Below are 14,172 nucleotides of genomic sequence, written 5' to 3'. Positions count from 1 at the left end.
CTTGGCCCGTTGGGCCAATTCACCCCCGAGGATATTTTGAGCCAGATGAAGAGGGTCACGCTGGCCACAACACAGGATATCGAATGAGCAAGATAACTGCATTCTGGGCCGACGCCCTGCACCGGCACTGGGGGCTGGATGCCCAGCTGACCCGGTTGGATGGGGAATATGACCTGAATTTCCTGGCCCGCGCCACGAACGGTCAGGACTATGTTCTGAAGGTCATGCGCGCGGGGTGCGAGGCGGATCTTGTGGATCTTCAGGTCAAGGCGCTGGCGCATATTGCCGCCCATGCTCCGGGTTTGCCGTTTCCCAAAGTGTTTCCTGACCTGCACGGGGCTTTGTTATCGGAAATCGTGGACCAACAGGGGGATGCCCGGCGGGTCTGGTTGCTCGAATGTTTGCCGGGCCAATGCTATGCCAATACCGCGCCCAAATCCGAAGAACTGATCCTGAAACTGGGCCGCGTTCTGGGCGCGACCGACCGGGCGTTGGAAGGGTTTGCCCATGACGGGTTGCACCGCGCGGACTTTAAGTGGGACCTGACGCAGGCCGACTGGATCACCGACCAGTTGGACGTGATCAATGACCCCCTGCGCCGGGCTGTGCTGTCGGACATATGCGCGGGCTTCGCAGCGATTTCGAGGCCGTTGGCGGGCTTGCCAAAACAGGCCATCCACAATGACGCAAACGATTACAACATTCTGGTTGAAAGCGGGTTGGACCAACGCCCAAGTATCTCGGGCCTGATTGATCTGGGGGACATGTGCGCGGCACCGCGCATCTGTGATTTGGCGATTGCCGGGGCTTATATCCTTTTGGATCACCCCAAACCAGAACGTGCGTTGACCGCGCTGGTCCGCGGGTATCACGCGGCCAACCGGTTGCGCGCTGATGAGGTCGATCTGATCTGGCCGCTGCTGCGGATGCGTCTTGCGGTCTCTGTCGTGAACTCAGCCTTGATGGCAGCCGAGAACCCGGATGATCCCTATGTGACCATCAGTCAGGCCCCCGCCTGGCGGTTGCTAGAAAACGGTGCCATCAATGGAGGGTTGATGCCAGCCCGCCTGCGCGCCGCCTGCGGCCTGCCGGTGACCGACGGGGCCGAGCGCATCCACGCTTATCTGTCCGAGCATCGCGGTCAATTTGCCCAGATGTTCGATCAGCACCTGAACGATGTGCCGATGGGGCCGCTTTCGGTTGAGAATTCGACCTGGCCGCAGAACCCGTTCCATATGCTACTGTCCGAGGCCGCACGCGTGGGCGAGGAGTTCGGAGAGGGCCTGTGGCTGGGCTATTATGGCGAACCGCGTTTGATCTATGCCGAGCCGGGGTTTCGCAAGGGGCCGTGGAAAGCCTCGGACCGGCGCACTGTGCATCTGGCCGTGGACGTATTCGCGCCAGCGGGGACCGTGTTGCACGCCCCCATCAGCGGACGAGTCGAGGCGATTGAGAACCGCGATGGGCATCTGGATTATGGCGGCGTCGTGATCTTGCACCACGAAACACCCGAGGGCGATCCGTTCTATACGCTTTACGGCCACTTGGACCCCGAGGTTTGCACCCGGCTGAAACCCGGCGACCCGGTGGCGCAGAGCGCGGCCTTTGCCCGGCTGGGGGATGCCAGCCAAAACGGTGGCTGGGCGCCACATGTGCACTTTCAACTGGCATTGACCACAGACGGGATGCAAACCGACTGGCCCGGTGTCGGCGATCCCGACGAGATGGAGTTGTGGAACGCCGTCTGCCCCAACCCGGCGGCACTGCTGAACCTGCCGGACGTCAAGGTACTGTATCAACCGACCGACAAACAGGCGATCCTGCAGGGGCGTCGGGATCATTTCGGCGGCAACCTCAGCCTGACCTATGACGACCCGGTCATGCTGGTGCGAGGCTGGAGACACCACCTGTTCGACGAATGGGGGCGCCCCTATCTGGACGCCTATAACAACGTCCCCCATGTCGGCCACGCGCATCCCCGCATTCAGGCGGTCGCAACAGATCAACTGAAACGGATGAATTCAAACACCCGGTATCTGCACCCGGCACAAACGGCATTTGCCGAGAAAATCCTGTCGAAACTGCCGGATCACCTGCAGGTCTGTTTTTTCGTCAACTCTGGCACCGAGGCGAACGAACTGGCCTTGCGGGTGGCCCGCGCCCACACCGGGGCCAAGGGGATCGTCACGCCGGATCATGGCTATCACGGCAATACCAACGCTGCTGTCGCGATCTCGGCCTATAAATTCAACAAGCCGGGCGGGGTCGGCCAGGCCGATTGGGTTGAGCTAATCGAGGTTGCCGACGATTACCGCGGGTCATTCAGGCGCGACGATGCCGCGCGCGCCACAAAATTCGCGAATTTTGTGGACCCTGCCATTGCCGCCCTGCAGGACAAGGGCCATGGTGTTGCGGGCTTTATCGCCGAGACCTTCCCCTCAGTCGGTGGCCAGATCATTCCGCCTAAGGGTTACTTGCCCGCCGTTTACGAAAAAATCCGCGCCGCCGGAGGTGTTTGCATCGCGGATGAGGTGCAGACCGGGCTGGGTCGGCTGGGCGAATACTACTTTGGTTTTGAACATCAAGGCGCGGTGCCGGACATCGTTGTCTTAGGCAAACCCATCGGCAACGGTCACCCGCTGGGCGTTCTGGTGACCACCAAAGAGATTGCCCAAAGTTTCGACAATGGAATCGAATTCTTCTCGACCTTTGGTGGATCCACTCTGTCCTGCCGGATCGGCAAAGAGGTGCTGGATATCATCGATGACGAAGGTCTGCAGGACAACGCCCGCATCATGGGCATCCGCCTGATGGATGGGCTGCGTCAGATCGAGGCCGATTTCACCTGTGTCGGCGACGTGCGCGGCATGGGCCTGTTTCTGGGGGTCGAACTGATCAACCCGGATGGATCTGAGGGCACCGAGATCTGCACATACGTCAAGAACCGGATGCGCGATCACCGCATCCTGATCGGCAGCGAAGGACCGAAGGACAACATCCTGAAAATCCGCCCCCCGCTGACGATCGAGGCCGAGGACGTGGACATGATCCTATGGGCGCTGCGGGATGTGCTGGCCGAAGTGGGCGATTTTGCTCCTGCTCCGACCTGCGATCACGACCAGCATCACGCTGGGTGCGGGTGTTGTTGAAACAACAAAACCCCGGCATTCATTCGCCGGGGTTTTGCGTCTGCCAGCTGGTCAGTGCAGCACGGCAGTGGGGATATGATGTCCCGTCGTAGGCATCTGCATCGACGTGGTCATCCGACGCAGGACCATCCCAAGCTCTTCTGACAAGGACGCCAGAGCGGGGGCGAAATCCGGCCGCACGATCAGCGAGGCCATCATCATCGCGTCTTCGCGTGCGCCTTCCGATGCAGCGGCAACCATCTGCGCAAAACAATTCTCGTCCGCGCCAAGACAGGCGCAGCCCAGCCCGTGACGGATCAGGGGGCGGCGTCCGTGATGGGCGCATAACGCGCACAACCGGTCCAGGGTCGTCATCGCGGCTTGCCCCTGATCGGCGCCCAACGCGATTTCGAAATCGCTGGCCGCGTCGGCGCGACCTTGCGATCCATCGCCCCACAAACGCAGGTACATGACCGCTCCGGCTTCGATCGGGGTCAGATCGGCCAGTCTTCCGACCGATGCCCCCCCGCGTGAGGAAGGCGCGTTCATTTTGTCAGGATCAGTTTGCCAGCGCGGGTGATGCGCAATGTGTACAGCTGGTCGCCCAATTCGATATGGGCCAGATTGCCGCCCTTGGTCAGATCTTCGGCTTTATGCGCCGGAAGCATGGATACTGCATAAGATTGGCTGGGATTGGGGGTCTGCACATTCATCGGGACAACTCCAGAGGTTCTCGGGCGAAAGGCTTAATCTGTTCGCGTTTTCAGTGTTCTGGCTGACCCGATTCAGGGTTGGCTTACCGTTTCCATCGCTAATCTGATTAATTTAGTCAGGTATGTCAAGCCCCGGTCTGAACTATTCCTGACACCAGAATGATTGCGCCGAATTGCCCGCCGGGATACCCGTTGCACACCATATCCCCGGGACGGACCAAAAGATGAGCGCCACAATCATTTTCGATCTGGATGGCACCTTGGTGGACAGCCTTGCCGACATTGCCAGCGCCGCAAACAGGATGCTGCGCGATGTCGGGCAAGAGCCCCTGCCGCAAGAAACCATCAAGCAGTTTGTGGGCAACGGGCTGCCCAAACTTGTTGAACGTGTCGTCAGGCATTGCGCGCTGACGCCCGAGCGTCACGCCGAACTGACGCAGCGAACGTTGGATCATTACAACGCCGGTGCTAGCAACAAAACCACCCCATATCCCGGCGTCCCAGAGGCCCTGAACCAACTGCGTCAGATGGGGTGCATTCTGGGTGTGTGCACCAACAAACCCGAAATCCCTGCGCGTCATGTGCTTGAGGCATTGGGCCTTGCGCAGCACTTTGATGCCGTACTGGGTGGCGATACGTTGAACACGCGCAAACCCGACCCTGCGCATCTAAATGCCAGTTTTCAGGCCCTCACATCGGCGGGCCCGCGCCTTTTTGTCGGCGACAGCGAAGTTGACGCCGAGACAGCGCAACGCGCGCAGGTGCCGTTTCTGCTGTTCACCGAAGGGTATCGTAAATCACCGATTGCCGACATTCCGCATACGGCCAGCTATGGTGACAGTTCACGGCTGCCGGATCTGGTTGTCGGGATACTGCAAGCGCAGAGGCCTGAGAGCCATTGAGGAATCTGAACGCTTTGGCTTGAAGATCACCCCGGTTGAGGGGTCGGCCGAGGGGGTAAGTAGCCGACCCCTCATAGGGGGAAAAGTGGTTTGGTCAGTGTGACCTTTTCAATGATTTACAGTTAACGAACCTGTCAGACTCAGGATATAGGGGGTTTCCCGTAGAGCTGGCGACAGCGTTGGAATTGCAGTTATTTTTTCACAACCCAGAGCGTGAAAAACTGCTTTTCCGACATCAACGGTTCTTTGACACGCAGCACAGGCCCGCAAAAAAGGCGAAATGGGCACGCCACCTCGCCTTTCGGACCCGCTGATCCGGTGGTTTAATACCTAAGAATTGGTCCCTTAAATCGCCAGGTATTCTTCGCGCAATTGCGAATTCTCAAGCACCTCATTTGCGGTGCCGTCGAACACGATGCTGCCGGTATCAAGGATGATCGCCCGGTCAGCCAATTCCAGCGCCCGTACTGCGTTTTGTTCAACGATGATCGTGGTCATGCCCTGTTGTTTGACATGGGCCAAAGTCTTTTCGATTTCATCCACAATCACCGGGGCCAACCCTTCGTATGGTTCGTCCAACAGCAGCACCTTGATGTCCCGCGCCAGCGCCCGGGCAATCGACAGCATCTGTTGTTCACCGCCCGACAGTGTCACGCCTTCCTGCTTGCGACGCTCACCCAGCCTTGGGAACAATTCGTACAGCCGTTCAAGCGACCAGCCGATGGGCGGTGCAATCTGGGCCAGTTGCAGGTTTTCTTCGACTGTCAGGCCCGGAATGATGCGCCGGTCCTCGGGCACCAGACCCAGTCCTGCTGCGGCGGCCTCGTAGCTGGCCATTTTGTGCAGCGGCTTGTGGTCCAGCCAGATTTCGCCGTGCCGGACCTCGGGGTCACTGACCCGTGCGATCGATCGCAGGGTCGAGGTTTTGCCCGCACCATTGCGCCCCAGCAACGCCAGAATTTCACCTTCGTGAACATTAAAGCTGATGCCCTGCACGATATAGCTTTCGCCATAATAGGAATGCATATCCCACACCGACAGAAAGGCGGGTGCGGTGCTGGCCCTGTTGGCATTATTCGAAAAGTCAGGTTTCTGATTCATAGCTTTTCCTTACGCAGCCTCGCCCAGATAAGCCTCGCGGACCTTCGGGTGTCCGCGAATGTTTTCCGGGGTATCCTCGACCAGCGGCGTGCCTTGCGCCAGCACGGTTATCCGCTCGGCAAGGCTGAACACGACGTGCATGTCATGCTCGATGATGGCGATGGTGATGTCGCGTTCCTCTTTGATCTGTTTGAGCAGATCAATCGTGTTGTTGGTGTCCGCACGCGCCATGCCAGCGGTGGGTTCATCCAGCAGCAACAGGCGCGGATTCTGGCTGAGGCACATGCCGATCTCAAGCCGCCGTTTGTCCCCTCGCGACAGCGACGCAGCGTGCATCTCACGCTTGTCGACCATGTTCATCTCTTCCAGCATCACCTCGGCCTGTTCCACGATCCCCTTTTCGCTGGCGATGGTTTCATAGGCGTGCATCCGGAACGCCCCGTCCCGCATTGCGAAGATTGGGATCAACATGTTTTCCATCACCGTCAGCTCGCCAAAAATCTCAGGCGTCTGGAACACGCGGCTGATGCCCATCTGATTGATCTGAAACGGCTCAAGCCCCAGCACCGAGTTGTTGTCGAACAGCACCGACCCGGTGTCTGGCATCAGCTTGCCCACCAGACAGTTCAGCAGGGTCGATTTGCCCGCGCCGTTAGGACCAATGATCGCGTGGACTGAGTTTTCCTCGACGCTCAGGTTCACGTCCGACAAAGCCTTAAGGCCCCCGAAGCGCTTGCTTACGTCTTTGACTCTTAGAATTGCCATGATCGCGCCCCTTATTCCGCAGGTTCGGTTTTGCCGGACGGTGCATCGTCGGCACCTTTTTTCTTGCGCCTGAACCAGCCCCGCAGACGCTGCCCCCCTTCGACAAGACCACCGGGCAGGTAGATCACCACCAGCATGAACAAGATGCCCAGCGTCAGGTGCCAACCTTTACCGATAAAGGGGTGGATCACGAACACGACCGCGTCCTCTAACCCGTCAGGCAGGAAGCTGAACCAGCTGTGCAGCACGTTGTCGTTGATCTTTGAAAAGATGTTCTCGAAGTACTTGATGAAACCCGCGCCCAGAACCGGGCCGATCAACGTGCCGGTACCGCCGAGGATGGTCATCAAAACGACCTCACCACTGGCGGTCCACTGCATCCGTTCCGCGCCGGCCAACGGATCCATCGCCGCCATCAAACCGCCGGCCAGACCGGCATACATGCCAGATATGACAAACGCCGCCAGCATATAAGGTTTAGAGTTCAGGCCGGTATAGTTCATCCGCTGCTGGTTCGATTTCACCGCCCGCAGCATCATGCCAAAGGGTGACCGGAAGATGCGGATTGCCAGGTAGAAGACAACCATCAGGACCACCGCGCACAAGTAATAGCCCGCATTGAAGTCAAAGCTCCACGCGCCCAGGTCCATCGTATAGGTCGATCGCATCGGCAGGCCGAACAGATGCGGCAAGTCCGGCGCGTTGGCCCCCTGTAGGATCTGCGGGTCATCCGCATAAACCTGAAGGCCGGTTTCCCCGTTGGTCAGGTTGAACTTGGGATTTGACAGCACCGAGTAGGCCAACGCAAAGCTCATTTGCGCAAAGGCCAGCGTCAGGATCGAGAAATAGATGCCGGACCGACGTAGGCTGACAAACCCGATCAGCAGCGAGAACAGGCCCGCCACCACAACGCTCAGCGCGATGGCAGGAACGACGTTATAGCTGAGCAGCTTGAACATCCACACGGCGGAATAAGACCCCACCCCCAGAAACGCCGCGTGCCCAAAGGACAGGTACCCGGTCAGGCCGAACAGAATGTTGAATCCGATGGCGAAGATGCCGAAAATTACGAACCGCTGCATCAGGTCCGGGTAACCGGCGTTGAACTGCGCCATAGCGCTGCCTTCGGGAAACGGGTTCAGGATGAAAGGGGCCAACATGGTCAGCAAGGCAACGACAATCAGCAGGCTGGTGTCTTTTTTGTTCAGTCCCAACATTGATTATTCCTCCATCACACCCTTGCGCCCCATCAGCCCGCGCGGACGCGTCAGCAGCACGATGATGGCAACAAGGTAGATGATGATCTGATTGATGCCCGGGATTGTGGTGGTCGCCCAGGTTGTCGAAGCAAAACTTTCAAGGATGCCCAGAAGGAACCCCGCCAGTACCGCGCCGGGCAAGGACCCCATACCGCCCACAACAACCACAACAAAGCTGAGGACCAGAAAGTCCATCCCCATGTGATAGTTCGGCGGGTTCAGCGGCCCGTACATCACCCCGGCAAGGCCCGCCACGGCGGCGGCGATGCCGAACATGATGGTAAAGCGGCGGTCGATGTTGATGCCCAACAAACCCACGGTTTCCCGGTCGGCCATCCCGGCCCGCACGACCATCCCGAATGTAGTGAATTGCAGGAATGAGAACACGGCCCCGATAATGCCCACGGCAAAAGCGAAATAGACCAATCGCCAGATCGGATAGATGATCGCGTTGGTGTCAAAGCCGATCATGATGCCCAGATCGACAGATCCGCTCAGCGCTTCGGGCGGTGGGGTCTGGATCGGGTTGGCGCCGAAGAAATATTTGACGACCTCTTGCATAACGATGGCCAGGCCAAAGGTCACAAGAATCTGATCCGCGTGCGGGCGCTTGTAGAAGTGTTTGATCAGCCCGCGCTCCATCACGTAACCAACCATCAACATGATCGGGATCGCGAACAAAATGGCCAGCGGCACAGACCAGTCGATGATCGTCGCGCCGACCTCGGGGCCGAACCAGGATTGGACGTAAGGTGTCTCTACCTTCAGCGGGTTACCCAGGAAATCCTTCTGGGTTTCATCCAGGGTCACAAAACTCAGGTTCAGAAGTTTCTGCACGGACACGGCACAGAACGCACCGATCATGAACAGCGCCCCATGGGCAAAGTTCACAACACCCAGCGTGCCGAAGATCAGCGTCAGGCCCAGCGCGATCAACGCATAGGCCGAGCCTTTGTCCAGACCGTTCAGAATTTGCAGCAGGATGGCGTCCATTGGCCCTACCTCAAGGTTGGTCAGCGTCGAAAAAAATATGTGGTGCGGTCCGGCAAATCTGTGTGCCGGTGTCTGGCCACCCGTCGGGCGGCCAGACACCGGCCAAAGGCCTTACGCGCCCGAGTTACACTTGCCGAGTTCGCCACCGGCAAACATCGGGTGTTCGGGATCGTATTCGACCTGCGCACGCGGCGTGATCTCGACGATTTCCAGCGTGTCATACGCGTTGGTCGGGTTTTCATTGCCCCGCACAACCAGCACATCCTTAAAGCATTGGTGATCCGCGCCACGGTACCAGGTTGGACCGTTACCCAGACCGTCGAACTCAAAGTCTTCCAGAGCTTCGGCAACGCCACAAGGATTGAAGGTGCCCGCGCGTTCGACCGCATCTGCATACAGCAGCGTCTGCGCATAGCAGGTCTGGGCCGAGTTGGACGGCGGCTTGCCGTATTTCTCGCCAAAGGATTTCACGAACGCCTTGGTGCCTTCGTCCTGCAACTGCCAGTTCCAGTTCATCGACCCAAGCACACCCTTGATGTTCTCGCCCGCACCGGCGGCCATCAGTTCGGAATACAGCGGTACGACGATTTTGAAGTCCTTGCCGTTGGCCACCTTGTCAAGCAGCCCGAACTGAATCGCGTTGGTCAGCGAGTTCACCATGTTGCCGCCATAGTGGTTCAGAACCAGAACATCCGCGCCCGAATTCAGAACCGGCGCGATATAGGACGAAAAGTCCGTCGACGCGAGTGGTGTCTTGACCGTGTTGACCGTTTCCCATCCCAAGGCTTCGGTCGAGGCGACGATCGACTCTTCCTGGGTCCAGCCCCAGTTGTAGTCAGCCGTCAGGTGATAGGCGCGGCGTTCCTTGCCCATTTCGGCCGCCAGCACCGGCGCCAGCGCGGCACCCGACATGTAGGCGTTAAAGAAATGGCGGAAGCCGTTGGCCTTTTTGTCCTTGCCCGTGGTGTCGTTGGCATGGGTCAGACCGGCCATGAAGATCACGCCCGCCTCTTGGCACAGGCCCTGAACCGCAACAGCCACGCCCGAGGACGACCCGCCGTTGATCATGATCGCGCCGTCTTTTTCGATCATCGACTTGGCCGATGCCCGCGCGGCGTCCGATTTGGTCTGGGTGTCGCCGGTGACGAATTCGACCTTTTTGCCCAGAATGCCGTTGCCTTTCAGCGCCTTGGACGAAAAGGTGTTCATGCACCCGCCATCGCCTTCGCCGTTCAGATGCTCGACCGCCAGCTGTTGTGCCAGCAGCTCATCGTTGCCTTCTTCTGCATAAGGCCCGGTTTGGGGTACGTTAAAGCCAAGAACAACCGAAGATCCCGTTGGTTCATTGGTATAGGCAGCAGCCGACGAAGCCGTAAAGATCGTAGGCAGGGCCAGACCGGTGCCCGCAACGGCACCAGACTTCAGCACGCCGCGGCGTGTGACAGATTTATTAGTCATCAATTCCTCCCATTTCCCTTTCTTTCGTCCACTGGCTCCTCTTCCAGCGGGCGAAAACGCAGTTCTGCGCGTCCTCGAGTATGGAGGCGGTTCTGAAAAATTCACAATAACCTGTTAAGAATGCACCGATCTTGTGTAAACAAATAAACAAATCTGGCAGTAAATTGTAAAAGAAATCCAACTTTCTGTCAGTATCTCTTGAAAGATATCAACTTTGTTGTAATGCAAGGCAAGCGTCGCGCGTCGTCGAGAGCCGCATCAAGGGTCTGCATTCAGGCGGGGCTGAGGGCAAGGCCCCTTTCCCCTGATCACTTGTGACTATTTTTTCATCGTCTCGCCCGATGAGAGGTCAAAATTTCATCGCACACCCGGAAAACCCGCAATATGTACGATTGGGATTCGAGCACCGGCGCAAAAGCGGCGAAACACGTGGCACCGACACATGTTTCGCAGGCCCGCCATCACCCATATTGACACCATATTGCCTAGACAAGACGCACCCCCACCCCGGGCTATGGGCGCGGTGCGTTTAAGTGCAAAGCATTTGGGCGACAAATCGGTTCTGGATGGGTTGCGCCAATCGGGATCGTTGAAATGCCTGTTCCCACGGTCCGACGGCAACGGGCTGGATGCCGTGTTGCTGAACACCGCAGGCGGGATCACCGGGGGCGACTCGTTTCGATTCACCGGGCACGCTGCCGCTGGCACGACCCTGACCCTGACAACCCAAGCCTGCGAGCGCGCCTATAAAGCGCAGCCCGGGACGTTTGGCCAGATCACCAACCACCTGCGCGCCGATGCCGGGGTGCGGCTGAACTGGCTGCCGCAGGAAACCATCCTGTTCAACGGCAGCGCGCTGGACCGCCGCCTGCTGATCGACCTGGCCCCGGACGCAACCACCCTGATGGTCGAGCCGCTGATCTTTGGCCGCACCGCCATGGGCGAGACGCTGACCAACCTCCGCCTGCGCGACCGGATTGAAATCCGGCGCGGCAATACACCCGTGTTTCTGGATGCCACGCGGTTCACAGGCGATCTGCACAGCCATTTGGCCAAACCTCATATTGCCAATGGCGCGGGCGCGATGGCGCTGGTGGTCTTGGCCTCGGACACAGCGCAGGGTCAGCTTGAGCCTATTCGTCGACTGTTGCCCGACAGCGCCGGAGCCACGCTGATTCAGGACGATCTGCTGGTGATCCGTATGCTGGCCGAAAGCAGCTTTACCCTGCGCCGGGCGCTGTTGCCGATCCTGCGGCGACTGAACAACGACACCCTCCCCAGATGCTGGATGATCTGACATGAACCTGACCCCCCGCGAAAAAGACAAACTGCTGGTCGCCATGGCCGCCGAGGTCGCCCGCAAGCGGCTGGCGCGCGGCGTCCGGCTGAACCACCCCGAGGCGATTGCCCTGATCACCGACGCCGTTGTCGAAGGCGCACGCGATGGCCGTTCGGTTGCCGACATGATGCAGGCCGGGGCCGAGGTGATCACCCGTGACCAATGCATGGAAGGCGTGCCCGAGATGATCCCCGACGTTCAGGTCGAGGCCACCTTTCCCGACGGCACCAAGCTGGTGACCGTTCACAACCCCATTCGCTGACCCGAAAAGGATAACTCCATGACACGTGTACTGCTCCCTGCCCTGATCCTCGCCAGTCCTGCTGCGGCCCATACCGGCACGCAAATCCACGCGCATGGCACCGATTACGCAACCCTTGGCCTTGGTCTGGCCGTTGCCGCGCTGGTCGCAACCGTGTTGATCGCAAAGCTGCCGAAATGATCCCCGGCGAGGTTTTTCCGGCTGCGGGCATGCTGACCCTGAACGCGGGTCGCAGCACGCGGCTGGTTGTTGTGGCCAATACCGGCGACCGCCCGGTGCAGGTCGGCAGCCACTACCATTTTGCCGAGGTGAACGCGGCGTTGAATTTTGACCGCTATACGGCTTTGGGGATGCGGCTGGACATCCCGGCCGGCACCGCCGTGCGCTTTGAGCCGGGCCAGACGCGCGAAGTCACCCTCGTGCCGTATGAGGGGCGGCGGCACATCTATGGTTTCAACATGCACATCATGGGGGCTTTGAAAGATGCCAGGCAAGATCAGTCGGAGTGACTATGCCGCCATGTTCGGCCCGACCGTAGGCGACAAACTGCGTCTGGCGGACACCGATTTGATTATCGAGGTTGAAAAAGACCTGATCGTGGATCGCGCAACCGCAGCCCGGTTCCGCGAAACAGGTCACCGCGAAGACGTTTACGGCGAAGAGGTCAAGTTCGGCGGCGGCAAGGTGATCCGTGACGGCATGGGCCAATCGCAGGTCACACGCGCCGAAGGGGCCGTGGACACGGTGATCACCAATGCGCTGATCGTGGATCACTCGGGCATCTACAAGGCCGATGTGGGTCTGAAAGACGGGCGTATCGCCGGGATCGGCAAGGCCGGGAATCCCGACACTCAGCCCGGGGTGGATATCATCATTGGCCCCGGTACCGAAATCATCGCGGGCGAAGGCCGTATCCTGACTGCGGGCGGGTTCGACAGCCACATCCACTTTATCTGCCCGCAACAGATCGAGGATGCGCTGCATTCCGGCCTGACCACCATGCTGGGCGGCGGCACCGGCCCGGCGCATGGCACGCTGGCCACCACTTGCACCCCCGGCCCCTGGCATATCGGGCGGATGTTGCAGGCCGCCGACGCCTTTCCGATGAACCTGGCCTTTGCGGGCAAGGGCAACGCCTCGCTGCCCGCCGCGCTGGAGGAACAGATCAAGGCTGGGGCCTGCGCCCTGAAACTGCACGAGGATTGGGGCTCGACCCCGGCAGCGATCGACTGTTGCCTATCGGTTGCTGACGCTTTGGATGTGCAGGTCATGATCCACACCGATACGCTGAACGAATCCGGCTTTGTCGAAAACACCGCGTCCGCCATCAAAGGCCGGACGATCCACGCCTTTCATACCGAAGGCGCAGGCGGTGGCCATGCCCCGGATATCATCAAGATCTGTGGCGAAGACCACGTTCTGCCATCATCAACCAACCCGACCCGCCCCTTCACCGTGAACACGGTCGAAGAGCATCTGGATATGCTGATGGTTTGTCACCATCTGGACAAATCCATCCCCGAGGATGTGGCCTTTGCCGAAAGCCGCATCCGGCGCGAGACGATTGCGGCCGAGGATATCCTGCATGACATGGGCGCGTTTTCGATCATCGCGTCCGACAGTCAAGCCATGGGCCGCGTGGGTGAGGTGCTGATCCGCACCTGGCAAACCGCCGACAAGATGAAGAAACAGCGCGGGCGGCTGCCCGAAGAAACAGGCGAAAACGACAATCTGCGGGTGCGTCGGTACATCGCGAAATACACCATCAACCCCGCCATCGCCCACGGGCTGAGCCATGAAATCGGCAGCATAGAAGAGGGCAAGCGCGCCGATCTGGTACTTTGGAACCCGGCCTTTTTCGGCGTAAAGCCCGAGATGGTCCTGCTGGGCGGCACTATCGTCTGTGCGCAGATGGGGGATCCCAATGCCTCGATCCCGACACCGCAGCCGGTTTATAGCCGCCCGATGTTCGGGGCCTATGGCCGCTCGGTCGAACATTCGGCGATCACTTTTGTTTCCGAGGCAGCGCAGGTCGAGGGGATTGGTGATAAACTGGGGCTGGCAAAACAGACCGTCGCCGTGCGCAACACCCGGAACATCGGCAAGCGCGATCTGCTGCTGAACGATGCGACCCCACAGATCGACGTTGACCCCGAAACCTACGAAGTGCGCGCAGACGGCGAATTGCTGACCTGCCAACCCGCCAAAGTGCTGCCGATGGCGCAGCGCTATTTCATGTTCTGAGAATTCAG

General features: G+C 59.4%; 14 protein-coding genes. 7 read left to right on the top strand and 7 right to left on the bottom strand.

The window, feature by feature from the left end; all coding sequences use genetic code 11:
* The first annotated feature begins 83 nt into the window (after positions 1-83).
* A complete protein-coding gene (locus JT51_RS05940; RefSeq protein WP_037308951.1) occupies positions 84-3,149 on the top strand; it encodes an aminotransferase class III-fold pyridoxal phosphate-dependent enzyme in 3,066 nt (1,021 codons plus the stop codon).
* 51 nt (positions 3,150-3,200) lie between these two features.
* Here JT51_RS05940 and JT51_RS05935 read toward each other — a convergent pair whose 3' ends face one another.
* Entirely contained in the window at positions 3,201-3,677 is a 477-nt protein-coding gene (locus tag JT51_RS05935; RefSeq protein WP_037308948.1) for a hypothetical protein, read from the bottom strand.
* Positions 3,674-3,841, bottom strand: a complete 168-nt coding sequence (gene hemP, locus JT51_RS21435) for a hemin uptake protein HemP (protein ID WP_081894606.1) — start codon at positions 3,839-3,841, stop codon at positions 3,674-3,676. Before hemP ends, JT51_RS05935 begins: the two co-directional genes overlap by 4 nt.
* 224 nt (positions 3,842-4,065) lie before the next feature.
* On the opposite strand from hemP, the gene gph reads away from it, so the two are divergent.
* Entirely contained in the window at positions 4,066-4,743 is a 678-nt protein-coding gene (gph, locus tag JT51_RS05930; RefSeq protein ID WP_037308945.1) for a phosphoglycolate phosphatase, read from the top strand.
* Between the two features lie 345 nt (positions 4,744-5,088).
* On the opposite strand, the gene JT51_RS05925 is transcribed toward gph, so the two are convergent.
* The 5 genes from JT51_RS05925 to JT51_RS05905 form a co-directional block, all read right to left on the bottom strand.
* Entirely contained in the window at positions 5,089-5,844 is a 756-nt protein-coding gene (locus JT51_RS05925; RefSeq protein ID WP_037308942.1) for an ABC transporter ATP-binding protein, read from the bottom strand.
* A 9-nt stretch (positions 5,845-5,853) separates the two neighbouring features.
* Positions 5,854-6,609 carry an ABC transporter ATP-binding protein gene (locus tag JT51_RS05920; protein WP_037308940.1) on the bottom strand — a complete coding sequence of 252 codons (756 nt, stop codon included), beginning with the start codon at positions 6,607-6,609 and terminating at the stop codon, positions 5,854-5,856.
* Between the two features lie 11 nt (positions 6,610-6,620).
* The gene (locus JT51_RS05915; RefSeq protein WP_037308938.1) at positions 6,621-7,826 is read right to left on the bottom strand and encodes a branched-chain amino acid ABC transporter permease; all 1,206 of its coding nucleotides are present in this window, start codon (positions 7,824-7,826) and stop codon (positions 6,621-6,623) included.
* A 3-nt stretch (positions 7,827-7,829) separates the two neighbouring features.
* Positions 7,830-8,861 (bottom strand): branched-chain amino acid ABC transporter permease, encoded by a 1,032-nt coding sequence (locus tag JT51_RS05910; RefSeq protein ID WP_037308935.1) that lies wholly within the window; start codon positions 8,859-8,861, stop codon positions 7,830-7,832.
* Positions 8,862-8,972: 111 nt separating this feature from the next.
* A complete protein-coding gene (locus JT51_RS05905) occupies positions 8,973-10,319 on the bottom strand; it encodes a substrate-binding protein (protein ID WP_037308931.1) in 1,347 nt (448 codons plus the stop codon).
* A 514-nt stretch (positions 10,320-10,833) separates the two neighbouring features.
* Between JT51_RS05905 and JT51_RS05900 the strand changes: the two genes are divergently transcribed.
* The 5 genes from JT51_RS05900 to ureC are packed head-to-tail and all read left to right on the top strand — an operon-like array spanning position 10,834 to position 14,164.
* On the top strand, positions 10,834-11,616 hold the full coding sequence (locus JT51_RS05900) for an urease accessory protein UreD (RefSeq protein ID WP_051927419.1): 783 nt from the start codon (positions 10,834-10,836) through the stop codon (positions 11,614-11,616).
* A gap of 1 nt (position 11,617) precedes the next feature.
* Positions 11,618-11,920 (top strand): urease subunit gamma, encoded by a 303-nt coding sequence (locus tag JT51_RS05895; RefSeq protein WP_037308928.1) that lies wholly within the window; start codon positions 11,618-11,620, stop codon positions 11,918-11,920.
* An 18-nt stretch (positions 11,921-11,938) separates the two neighbouring features.
* A complete protein-coding gene (locus tag JT51_RS21950) occupies positions 11,939-12,100 on the top strand; it encodes a hypothetical protein (protein WP_160175164.1) in 162 nt (53 codons plus the stop codon).
* On the top strand, positions 12,097-12,429 hold the full coding sequence (locus tag JT51_RS05890) for an urease subunit beta (RefSeq protein WP_037308925.1): 333 nt from the start codon (positions 12,097-12,099) through the stop codon (positions 12,427-12,429). The genes JT51_RS21950 and JT51_RS05890 overlap by 4 nt, the downstream gene beginning before the upstream one ends.
* The gene (ureC, locus tag JT51_RS05885) at positions 12,404-14,164 is read left to right on the top strand and encodes an urease subunit alpha (protein WP_037308922.1); all 1,761 of its coding nucleotides are present in this window, start codon (positions 12,404-12,406) and stop codon (positions 14,162-14,164) included. Before JT51_RS05890 ends, ureC begins: the two co-directional genes overlap by 26 nt.
* The last annotated feature ends 8 nt before the right edge of the window (positions 14,165-14,172 follow it).

This window comes from Ruegeria halocynthiae (assembly GCF_000743705.1).
GTDB classification, from domain to species: Bacteria; Pseudomonadota; Alphaproteobacteria; order Rhodobacterales; family Rhodobacteraceae; genus Ruegeria; species Ruegeria halocynthiae_B.
This window is presented reverse-complemented; position numbering and strand designations above follow the sequence as displayed.